General features: G+C 41.2%; 26 protein-coding genes. 11 read left to right on the top strand and 15 right to left on the bottom strand.

Translation table 11 applies throughout. The features are described from left to right. Positions 1-277 precede the first annotated feature (277 nt). Positions 278-2,962, bottom strand: coding sequence for a phosphoenolpyruvate carboxylase (ppc, locus tag ACS604_RS09475; protein ID WP_004790246.1), 2,685 nt, complete (start codon positions 2,960-2,962; stop codon positions 278-280). A 170-nt stretch (positions 2,963-3,132) separates the two neighbouring features. Further along, positions 3,133-3,756, bottom strand: a complete 624-nt coding sequence (locus tag ACS604_RS09470) for a TetR/AcrR family transcriptional regulator (RefSeq protein ID WP_034596129.1) — start codon at positions 3,754-3,756, stop codon at positions 3,133-3,135. 149 nt (positions 3,757-3,905) lie between these two features. Here ACS604_RS09470 and ACS604_RS09465 point away from each other — a divergent pair, with 149 nt between their 5' ends. The 4 genes from ACS604_RS09465 to dnaJ all read left to right on the top strand — a co-directional run bounded on the left by ACS604_RS09465 (position 3,906) and on the right by dnaJ (position 9,867). After that, a complete protein-coding gene (locus ACS604_RS09465) occupies positions 3,906-5,012 on the top strand; it encodes an efflux RND transporter periplasmic adaptor subunit (RefSeq protein ID WP_474771442.1) in 1,107 nt (368 codons plus the stop codon). Continuing rightward, entirely contained in the window at positions 5,009-8,134 is a 3,126-nt protein-coding gene (locus ACS604_RS09460; protein WP_443270608.1) for an efflux RND transporter permease subunit, read from the top strand. Before ACS604_RS09465 ends, ACS604_RS09460 begins: the two co-directional genes overlap by 4 nt. A gap of 139 nt (positions 8,135-8,273) precedes the next feature. Next, complete coding sequence (locus tag ACS604_RS09455; protein ID WP_004790237.1) at positions 8,274-8,651, top strand: hypothetical protein; 378 nt, start codon at positions 8,274-8,276, stop codon at positions 8,649-8,651. Between the two features lie 103 nt (positions 8,652-8,754). Beyond that, positions 8,755-9,867 (top strand): molecular chaperone DnaJ, encoded by a 1,113-nt coding sequence (dnaJ, locus tag ACS604_RS09450; RefSeq protein ID WP_474771440.1) that lies wholly within the window; start codon positions 8,755-8,757, stop codon positions 9,865-9,867. 114 nt (positions 9,868-9,981) lie between these two features. On the opposite strand, the gene ACS604_RS09445 is transcribed toward dnaJ, so the two are convergent. After that, entirely contained in the window at positions 9,982-10,341 is a 360-nt protein-coding gene (locus tag ACS604_RS09445; RefSeq protein WP_474771438.1) for a hypothetical protein, read from the bottom strand. Between the two features lie 183 nt (positions 10,342-10,524). Between ACS604_RS09445 and dapB the strand changes: the two genes are divergently transcribed. Next, positions 10,525-11,346 (top strand): 4-hydroxy-tetrahydrodipicolinate reductase, encoded by an 822-nt coding sequence (gene dapB, locus ACS604_RS09440; RefSeq protein ID WP_049837587.1) that lies wholly within the window; start codon positions 10,525-10,527, stop codon positions 11,344-11,346. A 50-nt stretch (positions 11,347-11,396) separates the two neighbouring features. Then, on the top strand, positions 11,397-12,050 hold the full coding sequence (locus ACS604_RS09435; RefSeq protein ID WP_005300357.1) for an START domain-containing protein: 654 nt from the start codon (positions 11,397-11,399) through the stop codon (positions 12,048-12,050). A gap of 41 nt (positions 12,051-12,091) precedes the next feature. Here ACS604_RS09435 and ACS604_RS09430 read toward each other — a convergent pair whose 3' ends face one another. Both ACS604_RS09430 and dkgB read right to left on the bottom strand, forming a co-directional pair. Beyond that, a complete protein-coding gene (locus ACS604_RS09430) occupies positions 12,092-13,282 on the bottom strand; it encodes an MFS transporter (RefSeq protein WP_005300360.1) in 1,191 nt (396 codons plus the stop codon). Positions 13,283-13,286: 4 nt separating this feature from the next. Continuing rightward, on the bottom strand, positions 13,287-14,090 hold the full coding sequence (dkgB, locus tag ACS604_RS09425; protein WP_474771436.1) for a 2,5-didehydrogluconate reductase DkgB: 804 nt from the start codon (positions 14,088-14,090) through the stop codon (positions 13,287-13,289). Positions 14,091-14,210: 120 nt separating this feature from the next. Between dkgB and ACS604_RS09420 the strand changes: the two genes are divergently transcribed. After that, the gene (locus ACS604_RS09420) at positions 14,211-15,113 is read left to right on the top strand and encodes a LysR family transcriptional regulator (protein ID WP_474771434.1); all 903 of its coding nucleotides are present in this window, start codon (positions 14,211-14,213) and stop codon (positions 15,111-15,113) included. Here the strand turns inward: ACS604_RS09420 and ACS604_RS09415 are convergent. After that, on the bottom strand, positions 15,097-15,471 hold the full coding sequence (locus ACS604_RS09415) for a hypothetical protein (RefSeq protein ID WP_474771432.1): 375 nt from the start codon (positions 15,469-15,471) through the stop codon (positions 15,097-15,099). The two genes, ACS604_RS09420 and ACS604_RS09415, sit on opposite strands and share 17 nt — an antisense overlap. 90 nt (positions 15,472-15,561) lie before the next feature. On the opposite strand from ACS604_RS09415, the gene ACS604_RS09410 reads away from it, so the two are divergent. Further along, positions 15,562-16,986, top strand: coding sequence for an aminotransferase-like domain-containing protein (locus ACS604_RS09410; protein WP_474771430.1), 1,425 nt, complete (start codon positions 15,562-15,564; stop codon positions 16,984-16,986). Positions 16,987-16,988: 2 nt separating this feature from the next. Here the strand turns inward: ACS604_RS09410 and ahr are convergent, their stop codons facing one another. From ahr to ACS604_RS09370, 8 genes are all read right to left on the bottom strand, one after another. Then, positions 16,989-18,017 carry an NADPH-dependent aldehyde reductase Ahr gene (gene ahr, locus ACS604_RS09405; protein ID WP_474771428.1) on the bottom strand — a complete coding sequence of 343 codons (1,029 nt, stop codon included), beginning with the start codon at positions 18,015-18,017 and terminating at the stop codon, positions 16,989-16,991. Positions 18,018-18,054: 37 nt separating this feature from the next. After that, entirely contained in the window at positions 18,055-18,615 is a 561-nt protein-coding gene (locus ACS604_RS09400) for a DNA-3-methyladenine glycosylase I (RefSeq protein ID WP_174727167.1), read from the bottom strand. A 30-nt stretch (positions 18,616-18,645) separates the two neighbouring features. After that, positions 18,646-18,891 (bottom strand): hypothetical protein, encoded by a 246-nt coding sequence (locus tag ACS604_RS09395; protein ID WP_001287364.1) that lies wholly within the window; start codon positions 18,889-18,891, stop codon positions 18,646-18,648. Positions 18,892-18,900: 9 nt separating this feature from the next. Continuing rightward, positions 18,901-19,437, bottom strand: a complete 537-nt coding sequence (locus tag ACS604_RS09390) for a M23 family metallopeptidase (RefSeq protein WP_474771426.1) — start codon at positions 19,435-19,437, stop codon at positions 18,901-18,903. A gap of 47 nt (positions 19,438-19,484) precedes the next feature. Then, positions 19,485-20,519 (bottom strand): A/G-specific adenine glycosylase, encoded by a 1,035-nt coding sequence (gene mutY, locus ACS604_RS09385; protein WP_474771424.1) that lies wholly within the window; start codon positions 20,517-20,519, stop codon positions 19,485-19,487. A gap of 141 nt (positions 20,520-20,660) precedes the next feature. Then, complete coding sequence (locus ACS604_RS09380; RefSeq protein ID WP_004790215.1) at positions 20,661-21,023, bottom strand: HIT family protein; 363 nt, start codon at positions 21,021-21,023, stop codon at positions 20,661-20,663. Positions 21,024-21,207: 184 nt separating this feature from the next. Continuing rightward, positions 21,208-21,945: a dienelactone hydrolase family protein gene (locus ACS604_RS09375; protein ID WP_474771422.1), complete on the bottom strand. Its 738-nt coding sequence runs from the start codon at positions 21,943-21,945 to the stop codon at positions 21,208-21,210. Positions 21,946-22,115: 170 nt separating this feature from the next. Further along, positions 22,116-22,274, bottom strand: a complete 159-nt coding sequence (locus ACS604_RS09370) for a DUF1328 domain-containing protein (RefSeq protein WP_002053759.1) — start codon at positions 22,272-22,274, stop codon at positions 22,116-22,118. 193 nt (positions 22,275-22,467) lie between these two features. Here ACS604_RS09370 and ACS604_RS09365 point away from each other — a divergent pair, with 193 nt between their 5' ends. From ACS604_RS09365 to ACS604_RS09355, 3 genes are all read left to right on the top strand, one after another. Then, complete coding sequence (locus tag ACS604_RS09365) at positions 22,468-22,926, top strand: YcgN family cysteine cluster protein (protein WP_151963705.1); 459 nt, start codon at positions 22,468-22,470, stop codon at positions 22,924-22,926. Between the two features lie 108 nt (positions 22,927-23,034). After that, on the top strand, positions 23,035-24,207 hold the full coding sequence (locus ACS604_RS09360) for a PQQ-dependent sugar dehydrogenase (RefSeq protein ID WP_474771419.1): 1,173 nt from the start codon (positions 23,035-23,037) through the stop codon (positions 24,205-24,207). Positions 24,208-24,312: 105 nt separating this feature from the next. Beyond that, positions 24,313-25,578 (top strand): replication-associated recombination protein A, encoded by a 1,266-nt coding sequence (locus ACS604_RS09355; protein ID WP_474771417.1) that lies wholly within the window; start codon positions 24,313-24,315, stop codon positions 25,576-25,578. Position 25,579: 1 nt separating this feature from the next. Here ACS604_RS09355 and ACS604_RS09350 read toward each other — a convergent pair whose 3' ends face one another. After that, positions 25,580-26,428: a formate/nitrite transporter family protein gene (locus ACS604_RS09350; protein WP_474771415.1), complete on the bottom strand. Its 849-nt coding sequence runs from the start codon at positions 26,426-26,428 to the stop codon at positions 25,580-25,582. Positions 26,429-26,494: the final 66 nt, after the last annotated feature.

The raw sequence follows: 26,494 nt of genomic DNA, 5'->3' as shown, positions 1-26,494 counted from the left end.
TAATTGGTGCCATGATACTCTTTCTTGAGAATGCATTTAATCTCTAGAGAGAAGTATGTTAGTGAAAAATAATTATTTTTTAACGATTGGTATAATTTTATGAATTCTAAATATAAGGAATTAGTTATTTTTTTCTAATAAAGACTAATTTTTTGATTTTAAAAAAATATTCAAAAAAATAGAAAATCGAGGAAAATTTAAGAAAAATAGAGAATTTTGCAAGTAAAAAGCAGCACATCGAGATGCACTGCTTTGTTAAACAATTGGTAAAATTAGCTTAGCCCGTATTACGTAAACCAGCAGCAATACCCGCAATACTCACCATAAGTGCATGGTCAACAGGTGTGTTCTCTGCCTGACGCTCAGCAAGATAATCACGGCGGCGTTTCATGAGTTCAGCCTGTAAAAGATGCAAAGGAAGTAAGTACGGTTTACGAACCTGCATTGATTGATCAAGAACTTCGTTGTTACTAAGAAGCTTTGATTCATCTTTCAATTTAAGGAGTGTTTCAACAGCATCTTTTAGGCGCTGACGTAATTGATTACCGAGCACTTTTAAATCTTCATCGTCAGTCAAATGAGACTCGTAATAGAGTGCAATGTTGGCGTCGGATTTAGACAATACCATTTCCAGCATATCAATAAGCGTCTGGAAATAAGGCCATTGCTGGAGCATTTCATCAAGCGTTGCTTTTTGCTGATCGGCAATCACTTCATTAATTGCTGCACCAGTACCTAGCCATGCAGGTAGCATCAAACGGATTTGAGTCCATGCAAATACCCATGGAATCGCACGTAACGACTCAATACCACCACTCACTTTACGTTTTGCTGGACGTGAGCCTAATGGCAACATTTGTAATTCAAGTTCAGGGGTAACGGTCCGTAAATACTTCACAAAATGTGGATTTTCACGCACTGTCTGGCGATAAACCTTAACAGAATGATCTGTCATACGGTTCATGATTTCACGCCACTCGGCTTTAGGCTCTGGTGGTGGTAATAAAGTCGCTTCGAGTGTTGCGGCGGTATAGATTTCAAGGTTTTGCATAGCAATCCCTTCTAGACCGAACTTGAAGCGAATCATTTCACCTTGTTCTGTGACACGGATTGCACCAGAGATCGAACCCGGTGGCTGCGAAAATAGTGCCTGTTGTGTTGGAGCACCACCACGACTAATTGAACCACCACGGCCATGGAATAGCGTTAACTGTACGCCGTGTTTTTGAGCAATTGCAGTGAGCTCTTCTTGAGCACGATATTGCGCCCAGTTAGCTGACATGAAACCGGCATCTTTTGCAGAGTCGGAGTAACCGATCATCACTTCGTGTTTACCCTGAATGTGCTGTTTATACCAATGCATATTGAACAGCGTATTCATAGTAGTTGCAGCGCCATCTAAATCTTTTAAAGTTTCAAACAGAGGAACTACACGTAAAGGGTGCTGAATACCTGCTTCTTTTTGCAATAGCAACACAGCTAAAACATCACTTGGATATTCAGCCATCGAAATAATATAAGCCCCTAAAGACTCTGGCGGTTGGTCTGCCAAAGTACGCATGGTTGCAAATACTTCTTGAACATCTGGATGACCAATCAAACTGCCTTCAGGTTCATTAATATATTTCGGTAAAAGCGGGCGCTTGCTCTGTAATTCCTGAATCAGGAAGTTTTGGCGCGCTTGTTCAGTCCACGATTCAAAATTACCTAAACCTAAATATTCGGTAATTGCTGAAATCGCTTGACGATGACGACCTGATTCTTGGCGAATGTCGAGTTTAAGTAGTTCAATACCAAAACAGTTCACACGGTAAATAAAGTCGAGGAGTTGACCATTCGCAATTTCAGGTAAGTTACTGTCGATTAAAGAGCGATAGCACAGTAATAACGGTTGTAAGAGTTCGTCTTTGCTTTTAATGACATTGCTGTCATCTGCTTCTAAACCTTGTAAGCGTTGAGCTAACCAGTGGCGAGTCGCTTTTAAACGTTCGCGTGTAGCACGTAAATATTCACGATAAGGTTCTGCATGTTGGTTACCAATAGCCTGAATCATTTCTTCAGAACAGGTTTGGATTGAAAGTTCCCAACGTAAGTTTTCGATATCTCTTAGGTAAAGGTCGGCAGCTTGCCAGCGTGATAACCACAGTACTTCTTGGGTAATTTGATGAGTAACATTTGGGTTGCCATCACGGTCTCCGCCCATCCAAGAAGCAAAGCGCACAGGCGCAATGTTAAGGGGTAAGTTTTGTTGGCAATTATCTTGAACCAACTCATTTAATTCGCGAATAAATTTAGGTACAGCATTCCAAAGTGTTTGCTCAATTGTGGCAAAGCCCCATTTTGCTTCATCGACTGGAGTCGGGCGATGCTGTCTGATTTCATCTGTTTGCCATGCCGAACTAATTTGTTGCTTTAAGTTGGCAAGTGCATTTTGTCGTTCGCGCGGAGTAAGTTTCTGCTGGTCAAGTTGAGATAAACATGCATTGATATCATCATATTTTTGAATGAGGGTACGACGGCTGACTTCGGTTGGGTGCGCCGTAAGTACTAACTCAATATTGAGATCACAAATTTGCTGAAACAGTTTTTCTGTCGAAATACTTTTATCTTTAAATTTTTGAAATAAGTGAACAAGTGGATTTGGAGAATTAGCCTCCGAATCAAACTCTGCCTGTCTGCGGCTACGAACCACATGGTATTGCTCGGCAATATTGGCAAAATTTAAAAAATGAGAAAAAGCGCGGGTAAGAGGAAGTAGCTCTTCATCGGGCAATTCTAAAAATAATTGTTCTAATTGCTTTTCGGCTTCAGCTTGACCATCACGTGCGCCTTTTGCAAGAGCACGGATTTGCTCGATCTGATTAAACAGTTCTTGTCCTGCATGTTGTTTTAGGGTTTCACCTAACAAATTGCCAAGTAAACGGACATCCTCACGCAGTGGCGCATCGATTTGCTGAACCATGCTATTTTCTCCTGTTCTTATTCTTATCGAATATAGCGCGATTAGCGAACATTCCAAGCTTTGAGCGTAAGAAAATGTGAATTTTTGCTTAAAAAATAACATTTAATTCGCTTATTGCGTCTTAAAAGTAGACATGCACTCAGTGCAACTTTTGGCAATCGGACTTTGGTTTAATTCCGATATTTGAGCAAAAATAAATGAATTGCATCTCTAATAATTTTTTCTAGCTCTTGTGCATTCGGTACAGCAATAATTCTAAGTAGAACCTTCTGGTGGCGTACGCCAAGCAATAAAGACAAAAGAAGCTCGGTTTGATAATTAGGGTCATCGGTTTGAATAAAACCTAATTGAGCCGCTTTTTGCAAAAACTCAGTTAACTGATTTTGCAGTCGTGTATGTGAAGCATCAAAAAACTGTAGAGTGAGAGGACTTTGTTCTGCTGCGAGCTCAAATAATACATGTTCAAGCTTTAATGCTTCAGGTGAGTAAATAATCTGCAAGGCGCCTGAACAAACAATAAAGAGTGCTTGATAAAAGTCTGCTGATGCATCTAATTCAAATTGTTTAGTGCACAGTGTCTCTTCACAGGTTTCTGTAATCGCACAGATAAACAGGTTTGCTTTGTCTTGAAAGTGATTATAAACCGTGAGTTTAGTGACCTCTGCTTCCTGTGCGATCTGGTTCATGCTGGTACCGTGATAGCCAGATTTTAAAAAAATAGCTTTCGCGGCTTGTAAGATACGAGCACGTTTTTCCAGATCTTTGGGGCGACCACTTTGATTAACTGTTTGCACAAAACCCTCTGATAAAAATTTAAAAAGATAGCAATTTATAAGTTTTTCTTTAATTAATGTACCCATGGGTATATTAATTAAAAAATAAACAATTTATGATGCAAGCATATTGTGCCTTAAAAAATCAGTTTGAATAAGAGCGATAAGATATGAATCTGTTAAAACCTCTCATCATGAGTATGGTGATTGTTTGTACGGTCACATTAATGGGGTGTAGTAAAGAAGCTCCCAAAACAGAAGAAATACCCTATGTGATGGTGGTCCAACCCTTGACCACACTCAATGAACAAAAAAGCTATGCAGGGGATGTGCAGGCTAGACAGCAAACAGCTTTAGCATTTCGGGTCGGTGGACAGGTTACGGCACGTTACGTGGATGTAGGAGATCGAGTTAAAGTCGGACAAGTTTTAGCAAAGCTTGACGTGGCAGATGCTCAGCTACAATTAAATGCCGCTAAAGCCCAACTGGACAATGCACAGGCTTCAGCAAAAACAGCAGCAGACGAACTTAAACGTTTTCAGCAATTATTGCCGATTAATGCGGTGAGTCGTTCGCAATTCGATACGGTAAAAAATCAATATGACGCTGCGCAAGCGGCTCTACAGCAAGCTCGTTCTAACTATGAAGTTTCTGCAAACCAAACTGGTTATAACCAACTCGTTTCTAATAAAAACGGGGTAATTACTGCACGAAACATTGAAATTGGACAAGTGGTTGCTGCGGGCCAAGCGGCTTATCAACTAGCTATTGATGGAGAGCGTGAAGTTGCGATTGGTGTGCCAGAACAAGCGGTTTCCGAGATCAAGGTTGGCCAAGCAGCTTGGGTGACGTTATGGTCTAAACCAAATGACCGATTTGCTGGTTATGTGCGCGAAGTTTCCCCAGCGGCGGATCAGTCTCGTACATTTACGGTCAAAGTTGCCCTCAAAGAAGGTCAATCTGCTATTCAGCTTGGACAAAGTGCACGCGTATTTTTTAGCTCGACTCAAACCAATGTGATGAGTGTGCCACTTTCAAGTGTTTCAGCAACAGATAATCAACCTTATGTGTGGGTGGTTAATGCGAACCAGACTTTGCGTAAAGTACCTGTAACGATTGGTGCATATGGCAAAGACAGCGTACCTGTGTTATCTGGCTTGACTCCAAATGATTGGGTTGTGATTGGCGGCGTACATTTGCTACGTGATAAACAGAAGATTCATCCGATTGATCGTGAAAACCGTGGGGTGAAAATTCAGGGAGCAACCCAGCCATGAAATTCAATCTCTCGGAATGGGCATTAAATAATAAAGGCATTGTCCTTTATTTCATGCTGTTGCTTGGCATTATCGGTGCAATCTCTTATTCAAAATTATCACAAAGTGAAGATCCACCATTTACCTTTAAGGTCATGGTGGTGCAGACCTACTGGCCGGGGGCGACTGCCAAAGAAGTTTCTACTTTAGTTACGGACCGTATCGAAAAGGAACTCATGACAACAGGGCAGTATGACAAGATTATGGCTTACTCCCGTCCAGGTGAGTCGTTGGTCACTTTTGTGGCGAAGGATTCACTGACTTCTGACAAGATTCCCGATGTTTGGTACAACGTTCGTAAAAAGGTAAATGATATACGTCATGAACTGCCAAACGGGGTACAAGGTCCATTTTTCAATGACGAATTTGGAGACACTTACGGCAATATTTATGTACTGACAGGCAAAGACTTTGACTACGCACTTCTTAAGGAATATGCAGATCGTTTGCAATTACAGCTTCAACGCGTCAAGGATGTCAGTAAGGTCGAACTAATTGGTCTGCAAGATCAAAAAATCTGGATTGAGATTTCTAACACCAAAGCGGTACAGCTTGGTATTCCAGTTACAGCGATTCAAGATGCCTTACAAAAGCAAAACAGTATGGCAAGTGCAGGTTTTTTTGAAACAGGCACAGACCGCATCCAGATTCGGGTAAGCGGTCATTTACAAAACATTGATGAAATTAAGAAAATGCCTTTACTGGTAGGTGATAAAACCATTCAGCTCGGAGATGTCGCTGATGTCTACCGTGGTTTTAGTCAACCTGCTCAGCCACGCATGCGCTTCATGGGTGAAAATGGGATTGGTATTGCTTTATCAATGCGTAAGGGCGGTGACATTATTGCCTTAGGTAAAAATCTCGACACAGAATTTGCCCAACTACAAAAAACTTTACCTTTAGGTATGAAGCTCCAAAAAGTTTCTGACCAACCTGTAGCGGTACAACGCAGTATTCATGAGTTTATCAAGGTACTCGCTGAAGCAGTTATTATTGTCTTGTTAGTGAGCTTTTTCTCTTTAGGTTTTCGTACAGGATTGGTTGTCGCTTTTTCTATTCCTTTAGTTTTAGCAATGACCTTTGCGGGGATGAATCTATTCGATGTTGGGCTGCATAAGATTTCACTAGGTGCCTTGATTCTGGCGCTAGGTTTGTTAGTCGATGACGCCATTATTGCCGTCGAGATGATGGCAATTAAGATGGAGCAGGGTTATAGCCGAATTAAAGCTGCCGGATTTGCGTGGAAAACAACAGCATTTCCGATGCTCACCGGAACACTGATTACTGCGGCTGGTTTCTTACCGATCGCTACCGCTCAGTCTGGTACAGGTGAATACACTCGCTCTATCTTTCAGGTGGTGACGATTGCCTTATTAGTCTCTTGGATTGCAGCAGTTTTATTCGTACCTTATTTAGGCGAAAAGCTATTACCCGATTTTACTAAAACAGGACATCAGGCACCTTGGTATGTTCGTTTATGGGCGAGATTAACTAAAAAACCGCAACCGCAAACTGTGGCCATTTCACAGGACCATCACTACGATCCTTATCAATCTAATTTCTATTTACGTTTTAGAAAGATGGTCGAGTTTTGTGTGACTTACCGTAAAACCGTAATTGCGACGACGGTGGGTATTTTTGTGCTATCTGTGCTGATGTTTAAGATCGTTCCTCAGCAGTTTTTCCCACCTTCGAATCGTGCCGAGATTTTAGTCGATTTAAAACTTGAAGAAGGTGCTTCTTTAACAGCGACAGAACAAGCTGTGAAAAAGGTTGAAAAATTCCTGTCTAAACAAAAAGGTATTGATAACTATGTGGCATATGTCGGTACAGGTTCACCACGTTTTTATTTACCGTTAGACCAGCAATTACCGCAAGCCAGTTTCGCGCAGTTTGTTGTACTCGCGTCATCGCTTGATGATCGTGATGAAATTCGACGCTCGTTAGACAAACAAATTAGACAATTGCTGCCGCAAGTTCGTACTCGCGTGTCATTACTGGAGAATGGCCCTCCTGTTGGTTATCCATTGCAATATCGGGTGTCGGGTGAAGATCAAAATCTGGTCCGTCAAGAAGCACAGAAAGTCGCTAAGCTGATTAGCGAAAACCCGAATACCACCAATGTGCATTTAGATTGGGGTGAGCCGAGTAAGATTATTTCAATTCAAATTGACCAAGACCGCGCTCGACAAATGGGTGTCTCTAGTTTGGATTTAGCGAACTTTATTAATGCATCAATTACAGGTAGTGCGATTGAGCAATATCGTGAAAAGCGTGAACTCATTGAAATCCGTTTACGTGGTGATCAGAGCGAGCGAGTTGAAGTAGCTTCACTGGCAAGTTTAGCCGTACCAACAACCAATGGAACGACTGTGCCTTTAGCTCAAATCGCTAAAATTGAGTATAAATTTGAAGATGGTTTAATTTGGCATCGTAACCGCTTACCGACCATTACTGTTCGCGCAGATATCCGCACTCAATTACAACCAGCTACAGTAGTTGGCGAGTTAGCTGAATCAATGGATAAGTTACGTGCTGAATTACCAAGTGGTTATCTGGTTGAAGTCGGTGGAACTGTAGAAGAGTCTGCACGTGGGCAAAATTCCGTTAATGCGGGTATGCCACTGTTCTTGGCTGTGGTTATGACATTACTGATGATTCAGCTCAAAAGCTTATCCCGCGCGACTATTGTGTTATTAACAGCTCCGCTTGGTTTAATTGGTGTGGTTTTATTCTTACTTCTATTTAACAAACCATTTGGCTTTGTGGCCATGTTGGGCACAATTGCACTCTCTGGCATGATCATGCGTAACTCGCTTATTTTAATTGATCAAATTGAACAAGACAGGCAAGCAGGGCATCCGACGTGGGAGGCGATTATCGAGGCGACAGTACGTCGATTCCGTCCAATTATTTTGACTGCATTAGCCGCAGTTTTGGCCATGATTCCACTTTCACGAAGTATTTTCTTTGGTCCAATGGCAGTTGCGATCATGGGTGGATTGATTGTTGCCACCCTACTGACATTATTTTTCTTACCTGCGCTCTACGCAGCGTGGTTTAAGGTGAAAAAAACCGCATAAAATACATAAATTTTTTGTGAATAAAGGTGCGAAATATTGAAAACTCCAATATAGTAGCACCTGTCTTTACACAAAAAATACAGGATTATTTCGCTGCATAAAAAATAGGCTAAGTGCAGTGAATTGAGGTGAAATACAGATGGGGCAAGACCATATCGAACAGCATCGCCGTTATATAGTAATTTCTTATGCGTTCATGTTTCTTGCATTGTTTACGGTTATTTTTGCGGCCTTTGCTTATTTGGTTGCTCGTAAAGTGGCGGTTGTAGATAATGCAGAAGTTTGGATTCATGCGCATGCACTATGGATTATGCGAAACGGGATTCTATTTCTTTGTATGGCAATTTTTGCTGTGGTCTGGTTTATTCCGCTCTTCTTTTTTGCATGGGACAGTAACCTCTGGGTAACCGCCTCTACGGTTGCTGGTGTAGTATTTAGCGCTATTGCGTGGTTATTTCTATTAAATGCATGGTTAAAAGGCTTGTCTAAATATTTAAAAAATAAGGCAGTTTTTTAATATATCTATTTTTTAAACATTTTACCCTTGTAAATTCGGCTAAAGCCCCCCATTTAGTCGGCAATAGAGTATTGATAAAATTCCGTGAGGAGCACCGCCAAAAATGGCTAAACGTGATTATTATGAGGTTTTAGGCGTTTCAAAAACCGCAAGTGATGATGAGATCAAAAAAGCCTACCGTAAATTGGCGATGAAATATCATCCTGATAGAAACCCTGACAATGCCGAAGCTGAAGAGAAATTTAAAGAAGCTGCTGAAGCTTATGAAGTTTTATCGGACAGCGAAAAGCGTAGCATGTACGATCGCATGGGTCATAATGCGTTCGAAGGCGGCTTTGGCGGCGGTAGTGGTGGCTTTGGTGGATTTAGTGCCGAAGACATTTTCAGCCAGTTCGGTGATATCTTCGGTGGTGCATTCGGTGGTGGTGGACGTCAACAGCGTCAACGTCGCGGATCAGATTTACGCTATGTAATGGAACTTACCCTTGAAGAAGCTGTAAAAGGGGTGAAAAAAACCATTACCTTTACTGCTCCAGCACCTTGTGATGTGTGTGATGGTAAAGGTTCAAAAAATCCAAAAGATGTTGAAACCTGTAAAACTTGTCATGGTTCAGGACAAGTACGTATGCAGCAAGGTTTCTTCTCTGTACAACAAACATGTGGTACTTGTCGTGGCCAAGGTAAAATTATTAAAAACCCTTGTCAGGCATGTCATGGTTCAGGTGTAGCTGATCGCCAGCAAACGTTGGAAGTTACAATTCCAGCGGGTGTAGATAATGGTGACCGCGTTCGTTTGAGTGGTAAAGGCGAAGCAATTCGTGATGGCCAATCAGGTGATTTATACGTTGAAGTCGTTGTTCGTGAACACGAAATTTTCCAACGTGATGGTGCCGATCTTTATATGGACGTACCAGTGAGCATTGCTGATGCTGCACTTGGTAAAGAAATTGAAATTCCAACTTTGGAAGGTCGCGTTAGCTTGAAGATTCCTGAGGGAACTCAAACAGGTAAATTATTCCGTTTACGTGGCAAGGGCGTTCGTCCAGTACGTAGCAGCATGGTGGGTGATTTACTTTGCCGTATTGTGGTAGAAACACCAGTCAACTTAAATTCTCGTCAACGTGAATTACTCAAAGAGTTGCAAGCTTCTTTTGATGGCGAAGACAGTGCGTCTTCACCGAAGAAAAAATCATTCTTTGATCGTTTGTTCGATTAATAGTTGATTAGATAAGAAATTAAAAAGAAGGCGGATATTGATAAAATATCCGCCTTTTTATTGCGCTGATTCATCTTATTATTTTTATTCTGCTTAAAAGAAAATTACGTCTGCTTACTCTGTAGGATGAGCAACATCAATATCATTAACACTTACAGTCGGTTCGCTAGAAGCAAGAGTAGGAGCATTTTTGATTACTGGTACGGCTACAGCTTCTGCCTGTACAGCTACTTTGGGTGCCTCTGCTGTTGTTTCACCAATAATCGGGTCAATATCTTCAACTTTAACGTCAGTGTTGGCATCAGTTGCTACAGTTTGAGCTGTAGGTGTTGCTGTTTGAGTACTTACGTTAGTTGTAATACGTGCTTTAGATAAGCTTTCTAATGTGTCTCCTGGCTGGATTGCAGGCTCTGCAAATGCCATTGAACTCATAATCCCCATCATTACAGTAAAGCCAATAATTCTCGAATGCATGTTGAACTCCTTATAGTCATCTTTTTTTCATTCGTGGCCCGTAGTGTGCAGATCAATTCTTTAACTTTTGTGAAAACAGCTTAAATTTCAGTTCATCTCAAAAAATAATTTTTACTTTTTATCGTGAGCAAAGAGTTTTGATATAGTAGACAAATTACGTAAAACAGAAGATTGGGAAGGATTATGTCAGCAGCTCCACGCATTGGTATTTTAGGTGCAGGCGGTCGTATGGGCCGTACGCTTATTCAAGCAGTTCAACAAGCAGGCTATCAATTAGCTGCTGCGGTAGAGCGTCCGGAAAGTAGTTTGGTGGGCACTGACGCTGGTGAGCTTGCTGGTATTGGTTCAGTGGGTGTGAAGGTTTCAGGAAGCTTGGCCGATGTTCTGAAAGATTGCGATGTAATCATTGATTTTACTGCACCAGTTGCAACTGCTCAGCATTTGAAGCTTTGCCGTGAAGCTGGGGTTGCCATGGTTATTGGTACAACAGGTATGTCAGATGAGCAAAAAGCTGAATTAGACGAAGTTGCCACTCATACACCTGTAGTTTACGCAGCGAACTATTCAGTAGGTGTAAATGTATCAATCAAGTTACTTGAGCTTGCAGCAAAAGTATTTGGCGATACAGTAGATATTGAAGTGATTGAAGCTCACCACCGTCATAAAGTAGATGCGCCGTCAGGTACAGCGTTAATGATGGGTGAAGCGATTGCAGATACTTTAGGCCGTAACCTAAAAGAAGTTGCTGTTTATGGCCGTGAAGGGCACACAGGTCCACGTGACCGTCAAACGATTGGTTTTGAAACTATTCGTGGTGGCGATATCGTTGGTGAGCACACTGTGATGTTCATTGGTGAAGGTGAGCGCGTTGAAGTGACTCATAAAGCAACGAATCGTATGAACTTTGCTTCTGGTGCAGTGCGAGCTGCTGCGTGGGTTGTGGGCCGTGAAGCGCGTAAATATGACATGAAAGATGTTTTAGGATTGAACGACGTACAGGTTTAAAACCCTGTCCGTATTCCATGTGTAGCGAGAAAAACAAGATAGAGCAGAACATGAATAAAAAACAAATTGCCTTGACCACTCTTCTTTGCTTAAGCAGCCTCTGGACGGGGGCTGCTTCTACGGAAAAAGCTAAACTCAGCTTAGACCGTAATAATATTAAAGTCTGGACCTATCAAAAGACTGATAATCCAGTCTTTCAATATAAAGCTGAAACGACTTTTGATGTACCACTTGAACGCGCTGTCGCTGTGATTTTAGATGTAAATCGTGCTGATCAGTGGGTGCCTTATATGGGCAAGGTTCAGATGTTGTCTCAAGATGAAAAAAAGGGTGAATTCACACTCTATATGCTATTAGATTTTCCATTTCCTCTAAAAGATCGCGATGTGGTTGTGAAAGGAAAAATGAGTAAAGCGGCCAATGGTCTCATTACCATTAAGAACACAGCAATTAATAGTAATTATCCAATACAACCTGATGTCGTGCGCTTAACACGCTATGAAGGTGATTGGACCTTCCAGAAACTTGCAAATAACAAAGTTAAAGTAACCACAAGTGGTTATGCTGACCCAGCCGGTGCGATTCCGCTGAGCTTCGTAAATATGTTTGTTCAACAGCAACCTTACCAGATGTTGCTGAAAATGAAGCGGGAAGTGACGAGTCCGATTTACGAGCAACCCAAGTTACCAGAAATTTTAAAATAAATAGCTTAAAAAAAAGCGCCTGAGATCAGGCGCTTTTTTTATTAATCTGAACACTGCTGTAATGCTTGGGCGGGACTACTCTCGCGTTTGATTTGGAATAAAACCAATAACAAACCTAACCCTGCTAGCAATGCACCAGCAAATGATACTGCGCTATAACCCCAACCTAAATCGAGTACTAATGCACCTGCTGCTGCTCCAACTGCGTTACCTAAGTTAAAGGCACCGATATTTACTGAAGAGGCAAGGCCTGGTGCTTCGTGAGCGACAGACATTACACGCATTTGTAATGGTGGAACTAAAGCAAAAGTTGCAGCACCCCAGATCACTAATGCAATGGCTGCTCCAATCTGGCTTTGTGCAAGGATTGGGAAAGTCACCATCATTACAATTAACAGAACCAAGAAACCAATCAGAGTTTTGTTAATAGACAAATCTGCAAAGCGACCGCCTAAATGGTTACCAACAGAGAAACCTACACCAATCAACATGAGCATGAACGTAATGAAGGTCGGTGAAGCATGTGTAAACTCAGTCAAACTTGGCGCGATATAGGTATAGAGCGTAAACATTGCACCTGCACCAAGCACGGTGGTAAGTAGAGCAAGTATTACAGGGGCACGCGTTAACACTTTCAACTCAGCTTTCACATTCGGCTTTTGGGCAACCATACCTTGTGGTAATGCTTTCCATAAAGCGAGCATAGTAATCACACCAAGCAATGAAATCGCAAGGAAAGACATACGCCAGCCAATGTTTTGCCCAACCCATGTTGCCAACGGTACACCACCAATATTGGCAATGGTTAATCCCATAAACATGGTTGCTACAGCACTGGCCTGTTTATGTGTGGGCACAATGCTTGCTGCAACAACTGAACCGATCCCGAAGAAAGCACCATGGTTAAGGCTTGTGATGAGACGCGCACCTAATAAGCTCATATAGCTTGGTGAAAACGCTGCTATCAGGTTACCTACCGTAAAGATCGCCATCAGGAAGATAAGCGCATTACGTCGTGCAAAACCACCAAACCACAGGGTCATGAAAGGCGCACCTAGCATGACGCCAAGAGCATAGCCCGTAATTAACATTCCAGCCGTTGGAATTGAAATCCCTAAATCATTAGCGATATTCGGCAACAGTCCCATCGGAGAGAATTCTGTGGTGCCAATGGCAAAGGCACCAATTGCCAATGCCAATAACGAGAACGCCGTATTTGATTGAGTGTTCATGAGTTTAGTCCCAAACTGGTGCCCATGGCTCTGGGCTAACTTCACGACTGTTACGATCAAGTTCGGCAATCATTTGCATTTCAGCTGAAGTTAACTCGATATCCTGTGCTTTTAAGTTGCTAATCAGGTTTTCACGTTTAGTCGAAGATGGAATAACTGCAAAACCACGTTGCAATGCCCATGCAAGTGCAATTTGCGCTGTCGTTGCTTTATGAGCTGCTGCAATTTCAGTTAAAACTGGGTCTTGAAGCACTTTACCGTACGCAAGCGTCATATATGAAGTGACATCAATATTCTTCTCTTGTAAGAAATTTACAAGTTTATGGTTTTGAAGATAAGGGCTTAACTCAATCTGGTTGGTTGCAATATTTTCAGCACCAATTGTATCAATCGCTTGTTGAGTAAGCTCAATATTGAAGTTTGAAATACCAATTTGTTGAGTAAGACCTTGTTCTTTCGCTTCAAGTAAAAGCTTCATGATTTCAGGAATCGAAACGCCTAAATCTGGTGCTGGCCAATGAATCAAAGTTAAATCGACATGGTCAGTACGAAGCTTTTCTAAGCTTTCTTTTAAGCTCGGAATAAACTTATCTTGAGCAAAATTATCTACCCAGATTTTTGTGGTTAGAAATAAGTCCTGACGTGATACACCGCTTTCGGCAATGGCTTGACCAATCGCTGCTTCATTGTCATAGATTTGAGCAGTATCAATTACACGGTAACCTACGTCTAAAGCAGTTTTCACAGAATCAATGACTGCTTGTTCTTTAAGACGGAAAGTACCTAGACCAAAACGTGGAATATTCATGTGTTTACCTAAATTTGAATAATCATTTAACTTGATGTGCATTTTGCTTTTTTTATTGTTGCGAAAAAATAGATGAATAAGCAAAATATCTTTGATCATTAGTCAATAATGGAATAAGACATGAAATCAACAATTGAAGAACTCGTCGCGTTTATCGCAATCGTTGATACGGGTTCTTTTGTTGCGGCAGCAGAGCATTTAAAACAAACACCTTCGGGAGTTAGTCGATCTTTAACACGCTTGGAAGCAAAGTTAGATGTGACTTTGTTAGAGCGAACGACACGTAAATTGAAACTCACTCAAGAAGGGCAGCAGTTTCTTATAAAGGCCCGTAAAATCTTAAATGAACTAAATGCGGCTGAAGAAGAACTACAAAAATCGGATCAGGGTACTGCGGGACTCATTCGTATTGATTCAGCAACGCCGTTTGTTTTACACGTGATTGCCCCATTAATGCATAAGTTTCGTGAGTACTATCCAAATATTGAAATTGAATTAAATAGTAATGATCAGGTGATTGATCTATTGCAGCATAAAACCGATGTGGCATTTCGGTTTGGGGAGCTTAATGATTCGAGTCTGCATGCCAAACTGGTGTGTAAAAGTCGCTTATTTATTGTTGCGAGCCCAGAATATCTAGCGATTAAGGGCACACCAACACAACCTGAACAACTCGAACAGCATGACCTGATTGGTTTTACCAGACCTGCCTATATTAATAGCTGGCCGATTAAAATCGGCGATGAATATTTTTTTGCACAAGCAAATATTAAAGCTTCTAGTGGTGAGACGGTACGCCAACTCACGATTAGAGGCCATGGTATTGCACGACTATCTGAATTTGAAATTTGGAAAGATATTCAAGAAGGACGCTTGATTGCATTATTCGAAGATCAAATTGAGCATCAATATCAAAGCATCCATGCTGTGTATTATCAACAAGAGCATCTACCAAAACGAATCCGTTTATTCATTGAGTTTTTGGCAGAACAGTTAAAAGATGGTTTTAAAAGCGCTCTCTAAAAGTAGCATAGCCATCAGTTGGAAAATGAACTTCTAAAATTGGAGTGATTTGTCCCTCTGATGAATGCTGGGCCAGAAAATAGCTTTTTTGCTGTTGTCGACAACTAAAATATAATTTGGAATAAGTTGAATTCACCATGACAACTTCATTTGAGCTATTACGCTTATATTGATAATGAGAAATCGCACTGGCCTCATCATCAGTGCGTTGCTCCCTTTTATAGTCTTGTTGATTGGTCATTTTTAAATAACCTTCAATGAGACTTTGGCAAACCGTATGTCTGTACTGCTCTTTTTTGGATTGTGGCTGGCAACCTGCTAAAACAATAGTAAATAACAATATAGCTTTTAATTTCATGATCTTGCTACTATTTGAGTTGATTTATATAGAGTAAAGGTGTTCTATAAACCAGTACAGATACAGAAATTTTTAAAAAAGCAGCACAGAATGACTTTTCAATATCAGGTTCTTGCCAATCAATTAGCACATCGAATTTATCAAGATGAGCTCAAGCCTCATCAGAAGCTGATTTCTTTACGAGATTTCGCTCGTCAGCACAGTATTAGCTTAAGCACGGCAAAAAGTTGCTATGAATTACTTGAGGCGAGGGGGCTGATTTATGTAAAACCGAAGTCAGGTTATTTTGTGGTTGCACGCAATCAATCTGGCCCCATTCCTGAAAGTCCGGATTTCTTGTCTTTACCTCGACAAGTCTCAAATCTAGAGCTGCATAATCAAATTCAAGAAGCTTCCTTACAAAGTCATCTTGTACCATTAGGCTCTATTCAGTTAACGCCTCATTTTATTCCAGTAGAAGGTTTACGTCGTTCTATTCAACGGGCTTTAAAAAATTGTCAGCCTCAAGACTTTCTTTACTGTAATAAACAAGGGCATGAGCAATTAAGAAAAGCGCTATCTGATCATTGGCGTGAAGATGGGATTTTTATCGCAGCAGAAGATATTTTTATTACCAATGGTTGTATGCCAGCCTTGTCTTTAGTGATTCAACATTTAACAGAAGTCGGGGATAGTATTTTAATTCCAACGCCTACTTTTAATGGGCAATTACAGCTTTTAGCAGGCTTAAAACGGCAGATTATTGAAATTCCGGCGCATCATCGAGGTGTCGATCTTGAGCGCTTAGAATCATTGATGCAGCAGGGTTTGGCGAAGGTTTGCTTAATGACAGCCAACTATCAAAACCCTTTAGGATATTGTTTAAGTAATGCAGAAAAACAAAAGATTGCTGAATTAGCAGCAAAATATCAGTGCTTTATTATTGAAGATGATATTTATGGAGAGTGTGGCTACAGTGGCGAACGACCATTACCTATTCGATATTGGGACCGCGAAGGCTATGTCATTTGGTGTGGGTCAGTTTCTAAGTCACTGTCGAGCGCATATCGGGTGGGGTGGTTTTGTTTAAGTTCGAAGCTACAGCATTTAAGACTTGAGCTACTGGCAAGCAATATTGGCGTAAATACACCGCTACAATTAGGCTTAGCTGATTTTATTTATAGCCGTGGTTATCGAGAGCATTTAGAGCAGCTACGACCAAATCTAATGCGACAGGTCGAGCAATATCGCAGTTGTATTTTAAGAGCCTTTGACGGCCTTCCCATTGCGTTAAGTCAGCCAGAAGGGGGCTACGCACTTTGGATACAATTACCAAAGGAAGTAGATACCTTAGCGCTTTATTATACTGCGAAAGCTGAAGGAATTACCGTGGTACCGGGCCATGTTTTTGGTGAGGATGAACGATATCGGCACTTCATTCGTTTAAATGCGGGTCATGAATTAACAGCAGATGTCCGCCAAGCAATTAGTGACTTGGCGGAATGGTCACGACAACAGATGAAAACTGTGAGTTAGTTTTATTCTGCGAAGTCTGCTTTCAACACAATGCGGTAGCGTGCCTGACCTGAGTGTAAACGTTCAATTGCTTCATTGAGCTGTGACATTGGAAATAGCTCAATTTGAGGCGCAATTTTTTTGCGTGCAGCAAACTTCAAAAGTTGACGTAGTGCAGCTGGTGAACCCGTCGGTGAACCTGTCACTGACTTAGCACCACTAATAAGTGAACCTACAGAAACAGGAACAGGCTCCAGAGTAAGCCCCAAGAAGTGCAACGAACCGTTTGGTGCTAGCGTAGAAATAAAAGCACGCCAGTTTAGGGTCACGTTTACTGTGCTGAGCAATAAATCAAATTTCCCTTTTTGTGCTGTTACCGCGTCTGTATCACGGCTATTCACGACATGATCTGCCCCCATTGCTTTAAGTTCCTCTGTTTTATCAGGGTTGGAACTAAATGCAGTGACCTCACAGCCCCAAGCTTTGAGTAGCTTAATAGCTATATGACCTAAGCCACCAATACCAATCACACCGACATGATGTGTTGCTTGAATTTTATGTTTCAAAAGCGGGTCAAAAACGGTAATTCCGCCACAAAGTAAAGGACCAGCACTTTCAGCGTCTAAATCTTCAGGGAGGGGAATGGCCCACTGCCAACCCGCACGGACTTTATCTGCAAAGCCACCGGCATGTCCCACGATTGTTGCAACATTTTCGCCCGTACAAAGTACTTGCTGACCACCAATACATTCATTGCAGGCTTGGCAACTTTCCGCGGTCCAGCCAATACCAACACGTTGCCCGATTTGTAGACCTTTGGCTTCTGAACCCAAAGCAACAATTCGTCCAATAATTTCATGGCCTGCAACTACAGGGTAGACAGTAGAACGCCATTCATTGTTTAAAACAGAAATATCAGAATGACATAAACCACAGTATTCAACTTTTACCTCAACTTGATGCGGCTGCAATTCACCAGCGTCAAATTGATAAGGAACTAGTTTTTCACCTGCCTGCATTGCAGCATAAGCCTGAATCGTATTATTGCTCATTGGAACTCCTTAAGCGGCTTTGAACCGTTCTGGTGGGTTATGAAGCTTTAAATTGACAATTATTTTCATGATCATCGACCATGCCTACTGCTTGCATAAAAGCATAGCAGGTGGTTGGGCCGACAAATTTGAAACCATTCTTTTTAAGCGTTTTGGAAAGTTTTACGCTGAGCTCAGTTTGTGCTGGAGCCTTACGATAATCTACAACATCATTGTTTTGTGGGGCTGCATCCACAAACTGCCAAAGCCATGTAGGAACGTCACCGACTTGTGCTTTGAGCGCTTGCCAAGCAAATGCATTATCACGAATAGCTTTGAGTTTGCCTAAGTGACGAATTAAGCCAGCATCGGATAGTTTTAGTTCTAAAAAGTCATCAGTAAATGACGCAATATCTGCAATCGGATGATTAAAAAAATGCTGACGGTAGCTTTCTCTTTTTTTCAGTACGGTAATCCAAGATAAACCAGCTTGTTGGCCTTCAAGGCAAAGCATCTCAAATAAACGTGCTTCGTCATGTTCGGGTTTACCCCATTCTTCATCATGGTAGGCAATATAGAGTGGATCATCGGAACACCATCCGCAACGTTGAGTTTTCATGATAATGCTCCTTATATTTATCTTAGAATTTTAAAGTTTAAATAACACCCATTCATTTGGGCGAGTATCCCAATAATACAGTTCAGCTTGAGTTAAGTCTTCAAACTTTAGCCAAAAGTCTTTACCAACTTTATCTGAAAAACCGGTACTGATTAGCAGGGCATCATCGCTGATTTCCATGATCCAGCCTTGATAACTATTGCCATTTAAAATGATCTTTTGCTGATTGCCTGACTCGGCAAACTCTACTAAGCGATTGATCAGCGCTTCCGACATAAAGTGTTCCTAGCGTAAATAAGAATAAGGGTTAACAGCACCACGACCTTTACCCTCTAGATAAAGTCCGTAATGAAGATGTGGTGAAGTATAACGTGCATTGCCCGTATTGCCGACATAGCCAATTAGATCGCCTTTTTTGACATAGTCACCAACATTTAAGCCACGTTTGTGGTCATCAAGGTGGGCATAATAATGCCATGTTCCAGCTGGACCTAAAATCCAGATGACTTTGCCACCTAAGTTGTTATTGCGAAGATCGACAACGAGCCCTTCAGTTGCACTGTACACTTTGGTTCCACGTGGAGCCAAAATATCAATTCCTTCGTGACTACGACCCTGACTGCGAGCGGCTCCCCATGTGTCTTTTAACTCATCTCGATCGACACCTTTCACGGGTACAGGCAGTCGATTTGGAAGCTGCATACTTTTAAGTTTATTAACTTGAGCAGGTGGAAGTGGAGCAGGTTTTTTAGGTGCACTAGCACAGGCAGCCAATAGAATAATCAGAAAACCAAGTGAGAAATGAGAAACAAAGCGTCGCACAAAATACTCCCTGTCATAGTCATATCAAAATTATTTTGTTCACTATGTCACGAACGACTCGTCGAGATCAATTTTTTCATAGCAGTTGGAACTCCTTTAGCAATAGCTTGTTCTGGACTCAACCATTGGCCTTCAAGTTCAATCGCCAGATGTTCTTTTTGATCAGGTTCCACGTGGAACATATGAGCATTAAGTAACCATGTAAAGTGAGTGAAGCTATGACTGATCTGAAAAGTTTGCGGTTGAGGCTGTAATTTAAATTGCTGGCTTAAGCTCAGTCGTTCATGTTCATTTTCTAAAATAGGTAAACAGAATAAACCACCCCATAGACCATGGGCTTGGCGTTGTTGCCAGAACCATTCATCTTCGCATTGAATAATAAGAACATCTGCTGTTTTAACAGGCGGTGTTTTTTTCGGTTTTTTAAAAGGTAATTCTTGTTCTAAACCTTGTTGATAAGCCTGACAATGAGCTTGCATTGGACAATATAAACAAAGAGGCTTTTTAGGCGTACAAATGGTCGCGCCCAAGTCCATAATTGCTTGAGTGTAGTCATGGTTGCGATATGTAGGACAAAGGTCTTCAGCGAGTTTCCACATCTCACGTTCGTGCTGTGGTTTGCTTAAGTCATCTTCAATAGCAAAGAAGCGAGCTAAAACGCGTTTCACATTGCCATCCATAATCACGCCGTACTGACGTAGACCCAAAGACATGAGTGCACCTGCTGTAGAGGGACCAATGCCGGGTAGTGCAATCCATTCTTCTAGTGTTTCAGGAAACTTGCCCTGCTGAGTAACAAGACCAGCAGCTTTATGCAAATTACGTGCACGAGCGTAATAGCCAAGACCCGCCCAGTAAGGTGCTACTTCATCCCAAGTTGCATGACCTAATGTTTCTACCGTAGGAAAGCGCTCCATAAAACGGTCAAAATATTGCAGAACCGTTTTCACCTGAGTCTGCTGCAACATAATTTCAGAAACCCAAACTTTGTACGGATCATCTGCAACTTGCCAAGGCAAATCGTGACGACCATGTTGATCGAACCAGTTTAAAAGGGCATCAGAAAAAGAAAATTCAGGCATGAACAGCTATAGAAGAGAAGTAAGGGCTAAATTATAGCTGAAATTTAGATGAAATTTTGTTTAAAGCAGGCGAACAGCGAGAGTGTGTTAAAACAGAGATTACTTGATAATGAGCAATCTCTGTTTCATGTATAAAAAGGATTAATCCTTTTGTACACCCCAACGTTGGTCAAGTTTCAATGGTTGGTTTTTGTAGTACGGAATGACATGAATGTGGAAATGATCTGAATTTTGTCCAAAAACTTCACCATCATTGAAGCCGATATGGAAACCGTCTGGTTGATGGCGAAGCTGTGTTTCGTGGCGAGCAATTTCAAGGAGTGTAAGCAAGCCTTGATGTTCTTTAGAAGTGATATCAAAAAAAGAACGAACATGGCGCAATGGTGTTACTACACAGTGGCCTTTAGCTAGTGGATTAGAATCAGGCAAAATTACAGCAAATTCATTCTTATCAATGATGTCATATTCATCAAATTCGCAATACGGACATTTCTTGTCAGTCATTGTTGTATCCTCTCATGTTATTCCATTAAACCCCGAGTGCGGGAAATAAGACTAGGCTTTGGTCTAGCTCAACGGGAGTAATAGTTATTGAAGTATGGTTTAAAAAATACAGTAAAAATATTGCAAAGTCATAAACATTTAAGGGAGCAAATGCGAAAAAACATTTGCTCCAAATTGGCTTCTTTTATTTTAAAGTACGATCTAACAAAGCGTACATTTTAGCAAGGCCTTGTTTTTCAGCTTCGCTATTGTAGCCAAGGTCTACACCGTTCGCTTTAGCTTTCTCATCTGCAAGTGGGTTACTAAAGCCATGTTTAGCACCTTCTAAAACCACTACTTCGTGTTTAACCTCAGCAGCTTGCATCTCTTTTTCAAAATTAGCAACATCTTCTAAGGTGACCATGCTGTCTAGTTTACCATGTAGTACTAAAACTTCACCTTGAATGTTGCCTTTTTGAGCAGGTGCTTTTGGAGCTAATGTAGCATGGAACGTTATAATTGATTTAAGTGGTGCACCTGAGCGAGCAAGATCTAGCACGACTTTGCCACCATAGCAGAAGCCAATTGCAGCAAGTTTTTCACTGTTTACTTCTGGTTGGGCCGCTAGAGTTTGAAGCGCTGCATTGGCCCGATCGGTAACTGTATCTAAATTTTCAAATGTCTGCATCATCCATTCATAGGCTTGAGCGGCAGTCGAGGTTACTTTTTTATCGCCATACATATCAATTGCAAGCGCAGCATAGCCATGTTCAGCAAGCTCACGTGCACGTTGTTCAGTATATTCGTTACGACCCCACCACTCAGGACCAACAATTACACCCGCAACAGGTGTTTCACTATCTGGAGCCGCAAAGTAACCAATTAAATGGCTGCCATCTGGTGCAGTATATTGAATTTCACGGGTTTTAATTGCTGTACTCATAACCTTAATCCTGAAATTTAAAGAGATTTAAACACGCTTGATTAAAGCATAAAAAGATAAAAGTAATATAAATAACTGTGTAAGAATCTACATCAAAACAAAAGATAGAAATCTTCATGCAATAAAAAAGAAGGAAACCAGTTCCTTCTTTTTAGGTGATCATGATTAAGTTACGTTCTGCCTCGGGAAATGAACCCAATTACAGCCAGAATTACAGCCACAACTAATAAAATCACGGCAAAGTCTTTAGATAGTCCTGCAACACCACCAAACCCTAATAGACTGGCAATGAGTGCAATCACTGCAAAAATTATAGCCCAACGGAACATATGCTGTTCTCCTTATTTTTTCATTGTTGTTTAACTATATAGCTTGTTTTTTGCACCGAATGTGTCGTTTATGTGGTTGAAATGTATATTAAACAATCATTTTGTGATGCTAGGAATATAGCTTCTTTTTTCGTACAGACGACTTCAATGTTATACTTAGTCACTGTTTCATCTCATCAGCTGCCAAAATATTATGTCTACCGAGACCTCACTTCGACCACTCTTCTGGAAAAACTATCCATTAGAGCAACTCACTCAAATTGAGTGGGAAGCTTTATGCGATGGGTGTGGTTTGTGCTGTCTGGTCAAGCTTGAAGATGAAGATACCCATGAGGTGGCTTACACCAAAGTAGCCTGTAAATTACTCGATTGTGATACAGGACGTTGTACCGATTATCCAAATCGTCAGCAGCAAGTACCTGACTGTTTGCAATTAACCCCAGAGTCTTTAAAAACAATCCATTGGTTACCATCGAGCTGTGCCTATAAACGTTTGAATGAAGGAAAAAATCTACCTTCTTGGCATTATTTAAATACAGGCTCTAGGCAAAGCGTCGTTAAGGCGAAAAAGTCGGTTGCTGGACGTTGTCTTTCTGAAGTCGATATCCATGAAGATGATCTTGAAGATTATGTCGTACGATGGGTGCGTTAATATGCTCGTGATGGGCATTTTTAATTACAACGTATTATAAAGTAACATTTTATCGTAAATTTTTTGCTCATCTCCGTTATATAACAATAAAAACAAAAGGAGACAAGAATGATGAGACGATTAGCAACCCCATTATTATGTAGTAGCTTTTTTTTGTTGATAGCTTGTGGGTCTAATAATACAAATTCAAAAAATCTTGAACAAAATACGTCTGTAAAAACAGAGCAGACTGCTTTAACCAAACAACCTTATCAAACTGAAATATTTGCTCAATTCAATGAACCTTGGGCTTTGACCAGCTTGCCTGATCAGCGTTTATTAGTCACTGAACGGCAAGGTAAATTAAAAATTTTTAACCCTAAAAATAAACAAATCTTGGATGTTCAAGGCGTTCCAGCAGTGAACTATGGGGGGCAAGGTGGTTTAGGAGATGTCATTTTGCATCCTGACTTTGCTAAGAATCATTGGGTTTATCTCAGCTACGCTACAAAAGGGCAAGGCGGATCTGGAGCAGTTATTTCACGTGCTAAATTAGATTTATCTAATCCTAGTCAGCCAAAACTTAACGATATAAAGCAGATTTGGCAGCAAGTACCCAAAGTTTCAGGACAAGGCCATTATGGACATCGTATGCTTTTTGGTGCAGACGGTAAGCTATGGGTCAGTTCAGGTGAACGACAAAAGTTTGACCCTGCTCAAAACATGAAAAGTAACTTGGGTAAAATCTTGCATTTAAATGAGGATGGTTCTGCGGTTGTAGATAACCCTTTTTATAAGCAAGGTGGGGTCACTGCTGAAATATGGTCACTAGGACATCGTAATCCATTAGGTATAGCTTTTGATCGCCAAGGACAGCTCTGGGTAGTTGAAATGGGGCCTAAAGGTGGTGATGAGCTTAACGTCATCGTAAAAGGTGAAAATTATGGTTATCCAATCGTTTCAAATGGAGACCATTATTCAGGTCAACCTATTCCAGACCATCACACTCGCCCAGAATTTAAAGCACCAGAAATTGACTGGACTCCCGTAATCTCTCCGTCGAGCCTAATCATTTATCGTGGACAACAATTTCCTGCATGGAAAAATAAGGCATTAATTGGCGGGCTATCTTCAGAAGCAATTATTGTGGTGGATTTAGAGCATAAACCCGTGAAAGAAGTGCAAAGAATAGATATGAAAAAACGTATTCGTGGATTACATGAAGCACAAGATGGCTCGATTTGGGTCATTGAAGACGGCTCAAATGCGCGTTTACTGAAGCTAAGTAAGAAACCCACTTAAAGCTAGGAAATAGCTTGTAAATAAAGGGCGTGTCTCATAGATTCAAATTGTAGATTTCTGTGAGACACAATAGACTATAGAGAAAAGACGATAAAGCCATTTGAGATGTCAGACACCCATATTCCACTTCCTGAACGCCTGCGCCCGAGAGACTTGTCTGAAATTATTGGGCAAGATCATTTATTAGGTGAACATGCGCCACTGCGTCAAATGATTGATCAGGGACATTTGCCTTCTATTATTTTTTGGGGGCCACCAGGCGTTGGTAAAACAACAATTGCTTTGCTTTTGGCTCAAGCGATAGATCGCCCATTTGTAAGCTTATCTGCGCTGAATACGGGTGTAAAAGAATTACGTGAAGTGATTGCAGAAAGTGGTGATTTACTGACACCTGTAGTTTTCATTGACGAAATTCATCGTTTTAATAAATCACAGCAAGATGCATTATTGGGTGCAGTTGAAAAAGGCAAAATTACCTTAATTGGCGCGACGACTGAAAACCCATCTTTTGAGGTGAATAGTGCGCTTTTATCTCGCTGTCAGGTCTATACCTTAAATAGTTTAGACAGTGAGGCAATTCAGACACTCCTCAATAATGCACTTCAAGCCGATAAATTCTTAAAAGAGCGTTATATTCATGTTGAAGAATACGATGCTCTCATTCAATTCGCAGCAGGCGATGCTCGTAAAGCGCTTAATTTACTGGATTTAATTGCAAGTACATTTGAACCAGAAATTGAAAACACGATTACCAATGCGGTGGTGGTGAAAGTCGCTCAGCAAAATATTGCACGTTATGACAAATCGGGTGAGCAGCATTACGACCTTGTTTCTGCTTTTATTAAATCAATTCGTGGTAGTGATCCAGATGCAACCCTGTATTGGATGGCACGTATGCTCAAAGGCGGAGAAGATCCGGTTTTTATTGCAAGACGTATGCTGATTGCAGCTTCAGAAGACATTGGAAACTCTAACCCTAATGCGCTATTACTTGCAGGTGAGTGTTTCCGCTCTGTACAAGCGGTGGGGATGCCTGAGGCTCGAATTATTTTGGGACAAACCGCGGTTTATTTAGCAACGAGTGCAAAGAGTAATAGTACTTATTTAGCGATTAATAAGGCCTTAGAACTTGCTGGAAAAACGGCAAATTTACCTGTGCCTTTGCATTTGAGAAACGCACCGACCAAGCTGATGAAGCAACAAGGTTATGGGATTAATTATCTCTATCCTCACGATTATCCTGAGCACTTTGTGTTGCAAGACTATTTGCCACCTGAGTTAAAGGGAACCAAACTCTATGAATCTGCGAGAAATAAGCGTGAGGTTGAAGGTGAGCGCTTACAGCAACGCAGATGGCAGCAGGAACAATAGTTTATTTATGCTTCTGCTCTAGTTCTTCAGTCACTTGACCATAAATCAGTAGTGTAAACACGCCTGTACCACCAATAATATTGCCAATAGTGGTGGGGACGAGGAAAGTAAACAGATAGTCATTAATGGAAGCCTCTCCTTGCCAGACGAGATAGGACATTTCTGTAGAGCCCACCACTACATGGGTAAAGTCACCCAGTCCTATCAAGTAAGTCATGAAAAAGATGAGCAGGAACTTATTACTAACTGAGGGTAACATCCAGACTAAGGCAGCAATTAACAGCCCTGACATAATACCTTTAAGCATATTCTGGGTGGCAGAAAAGGAACCAACATGATGGGCGAGTTCATCCAGTGCCTTGTCAATATCTGGAGTAAACAAGTGAGTAGTTAAGAAAAATAAACTCGCCAATGCTGTCCCAAGAATATTGCAGAGAATCACAATTCCCCATAAGCGGCCCACTGCTCGTAATTTATCGAAGGTAAAGGGTTTGAATAAAGGCACAACAGTGGTGATAGTATTCTCGGTAAAGAGTTGCATGTGACCCAAAATAGCGATCAGAAACCCAATGGTATAACCGATATTGGTGATTAAATCGGTCCAGACCGCATCAGCTGGGAGGTAAGAGGCAATAATCGCTTTAAATACAAATGAAAAACTGATGACTAAACCCGCAGCAATCCCTGAAAAAATCAGTGCAGCCGTTGGACGATCCAGCTCTTCGGCACCATCACGGCGGATAATTTCATAGACCAAACGGGGTGACAGTTTTTCATGTTCTTCAACTGCCATTTTTTCACGCCAGCTTAAGGTTTTCTCGACCTTTTTTTCCTCTATTTCATGATCCATCAGGTTTACTCCTCACTGAATAAATAATTTATATTTCTTATTTTTATTCATTGATAAGGCAGTGCT

This window comes from Acinetobacter sp. Li1LvA2, assembly GCF_056156705.1.
Note: the sequence above shows the minus strand (reverse complement) of the source record. Positions and strands in the feature narration are given on the sequence as shown.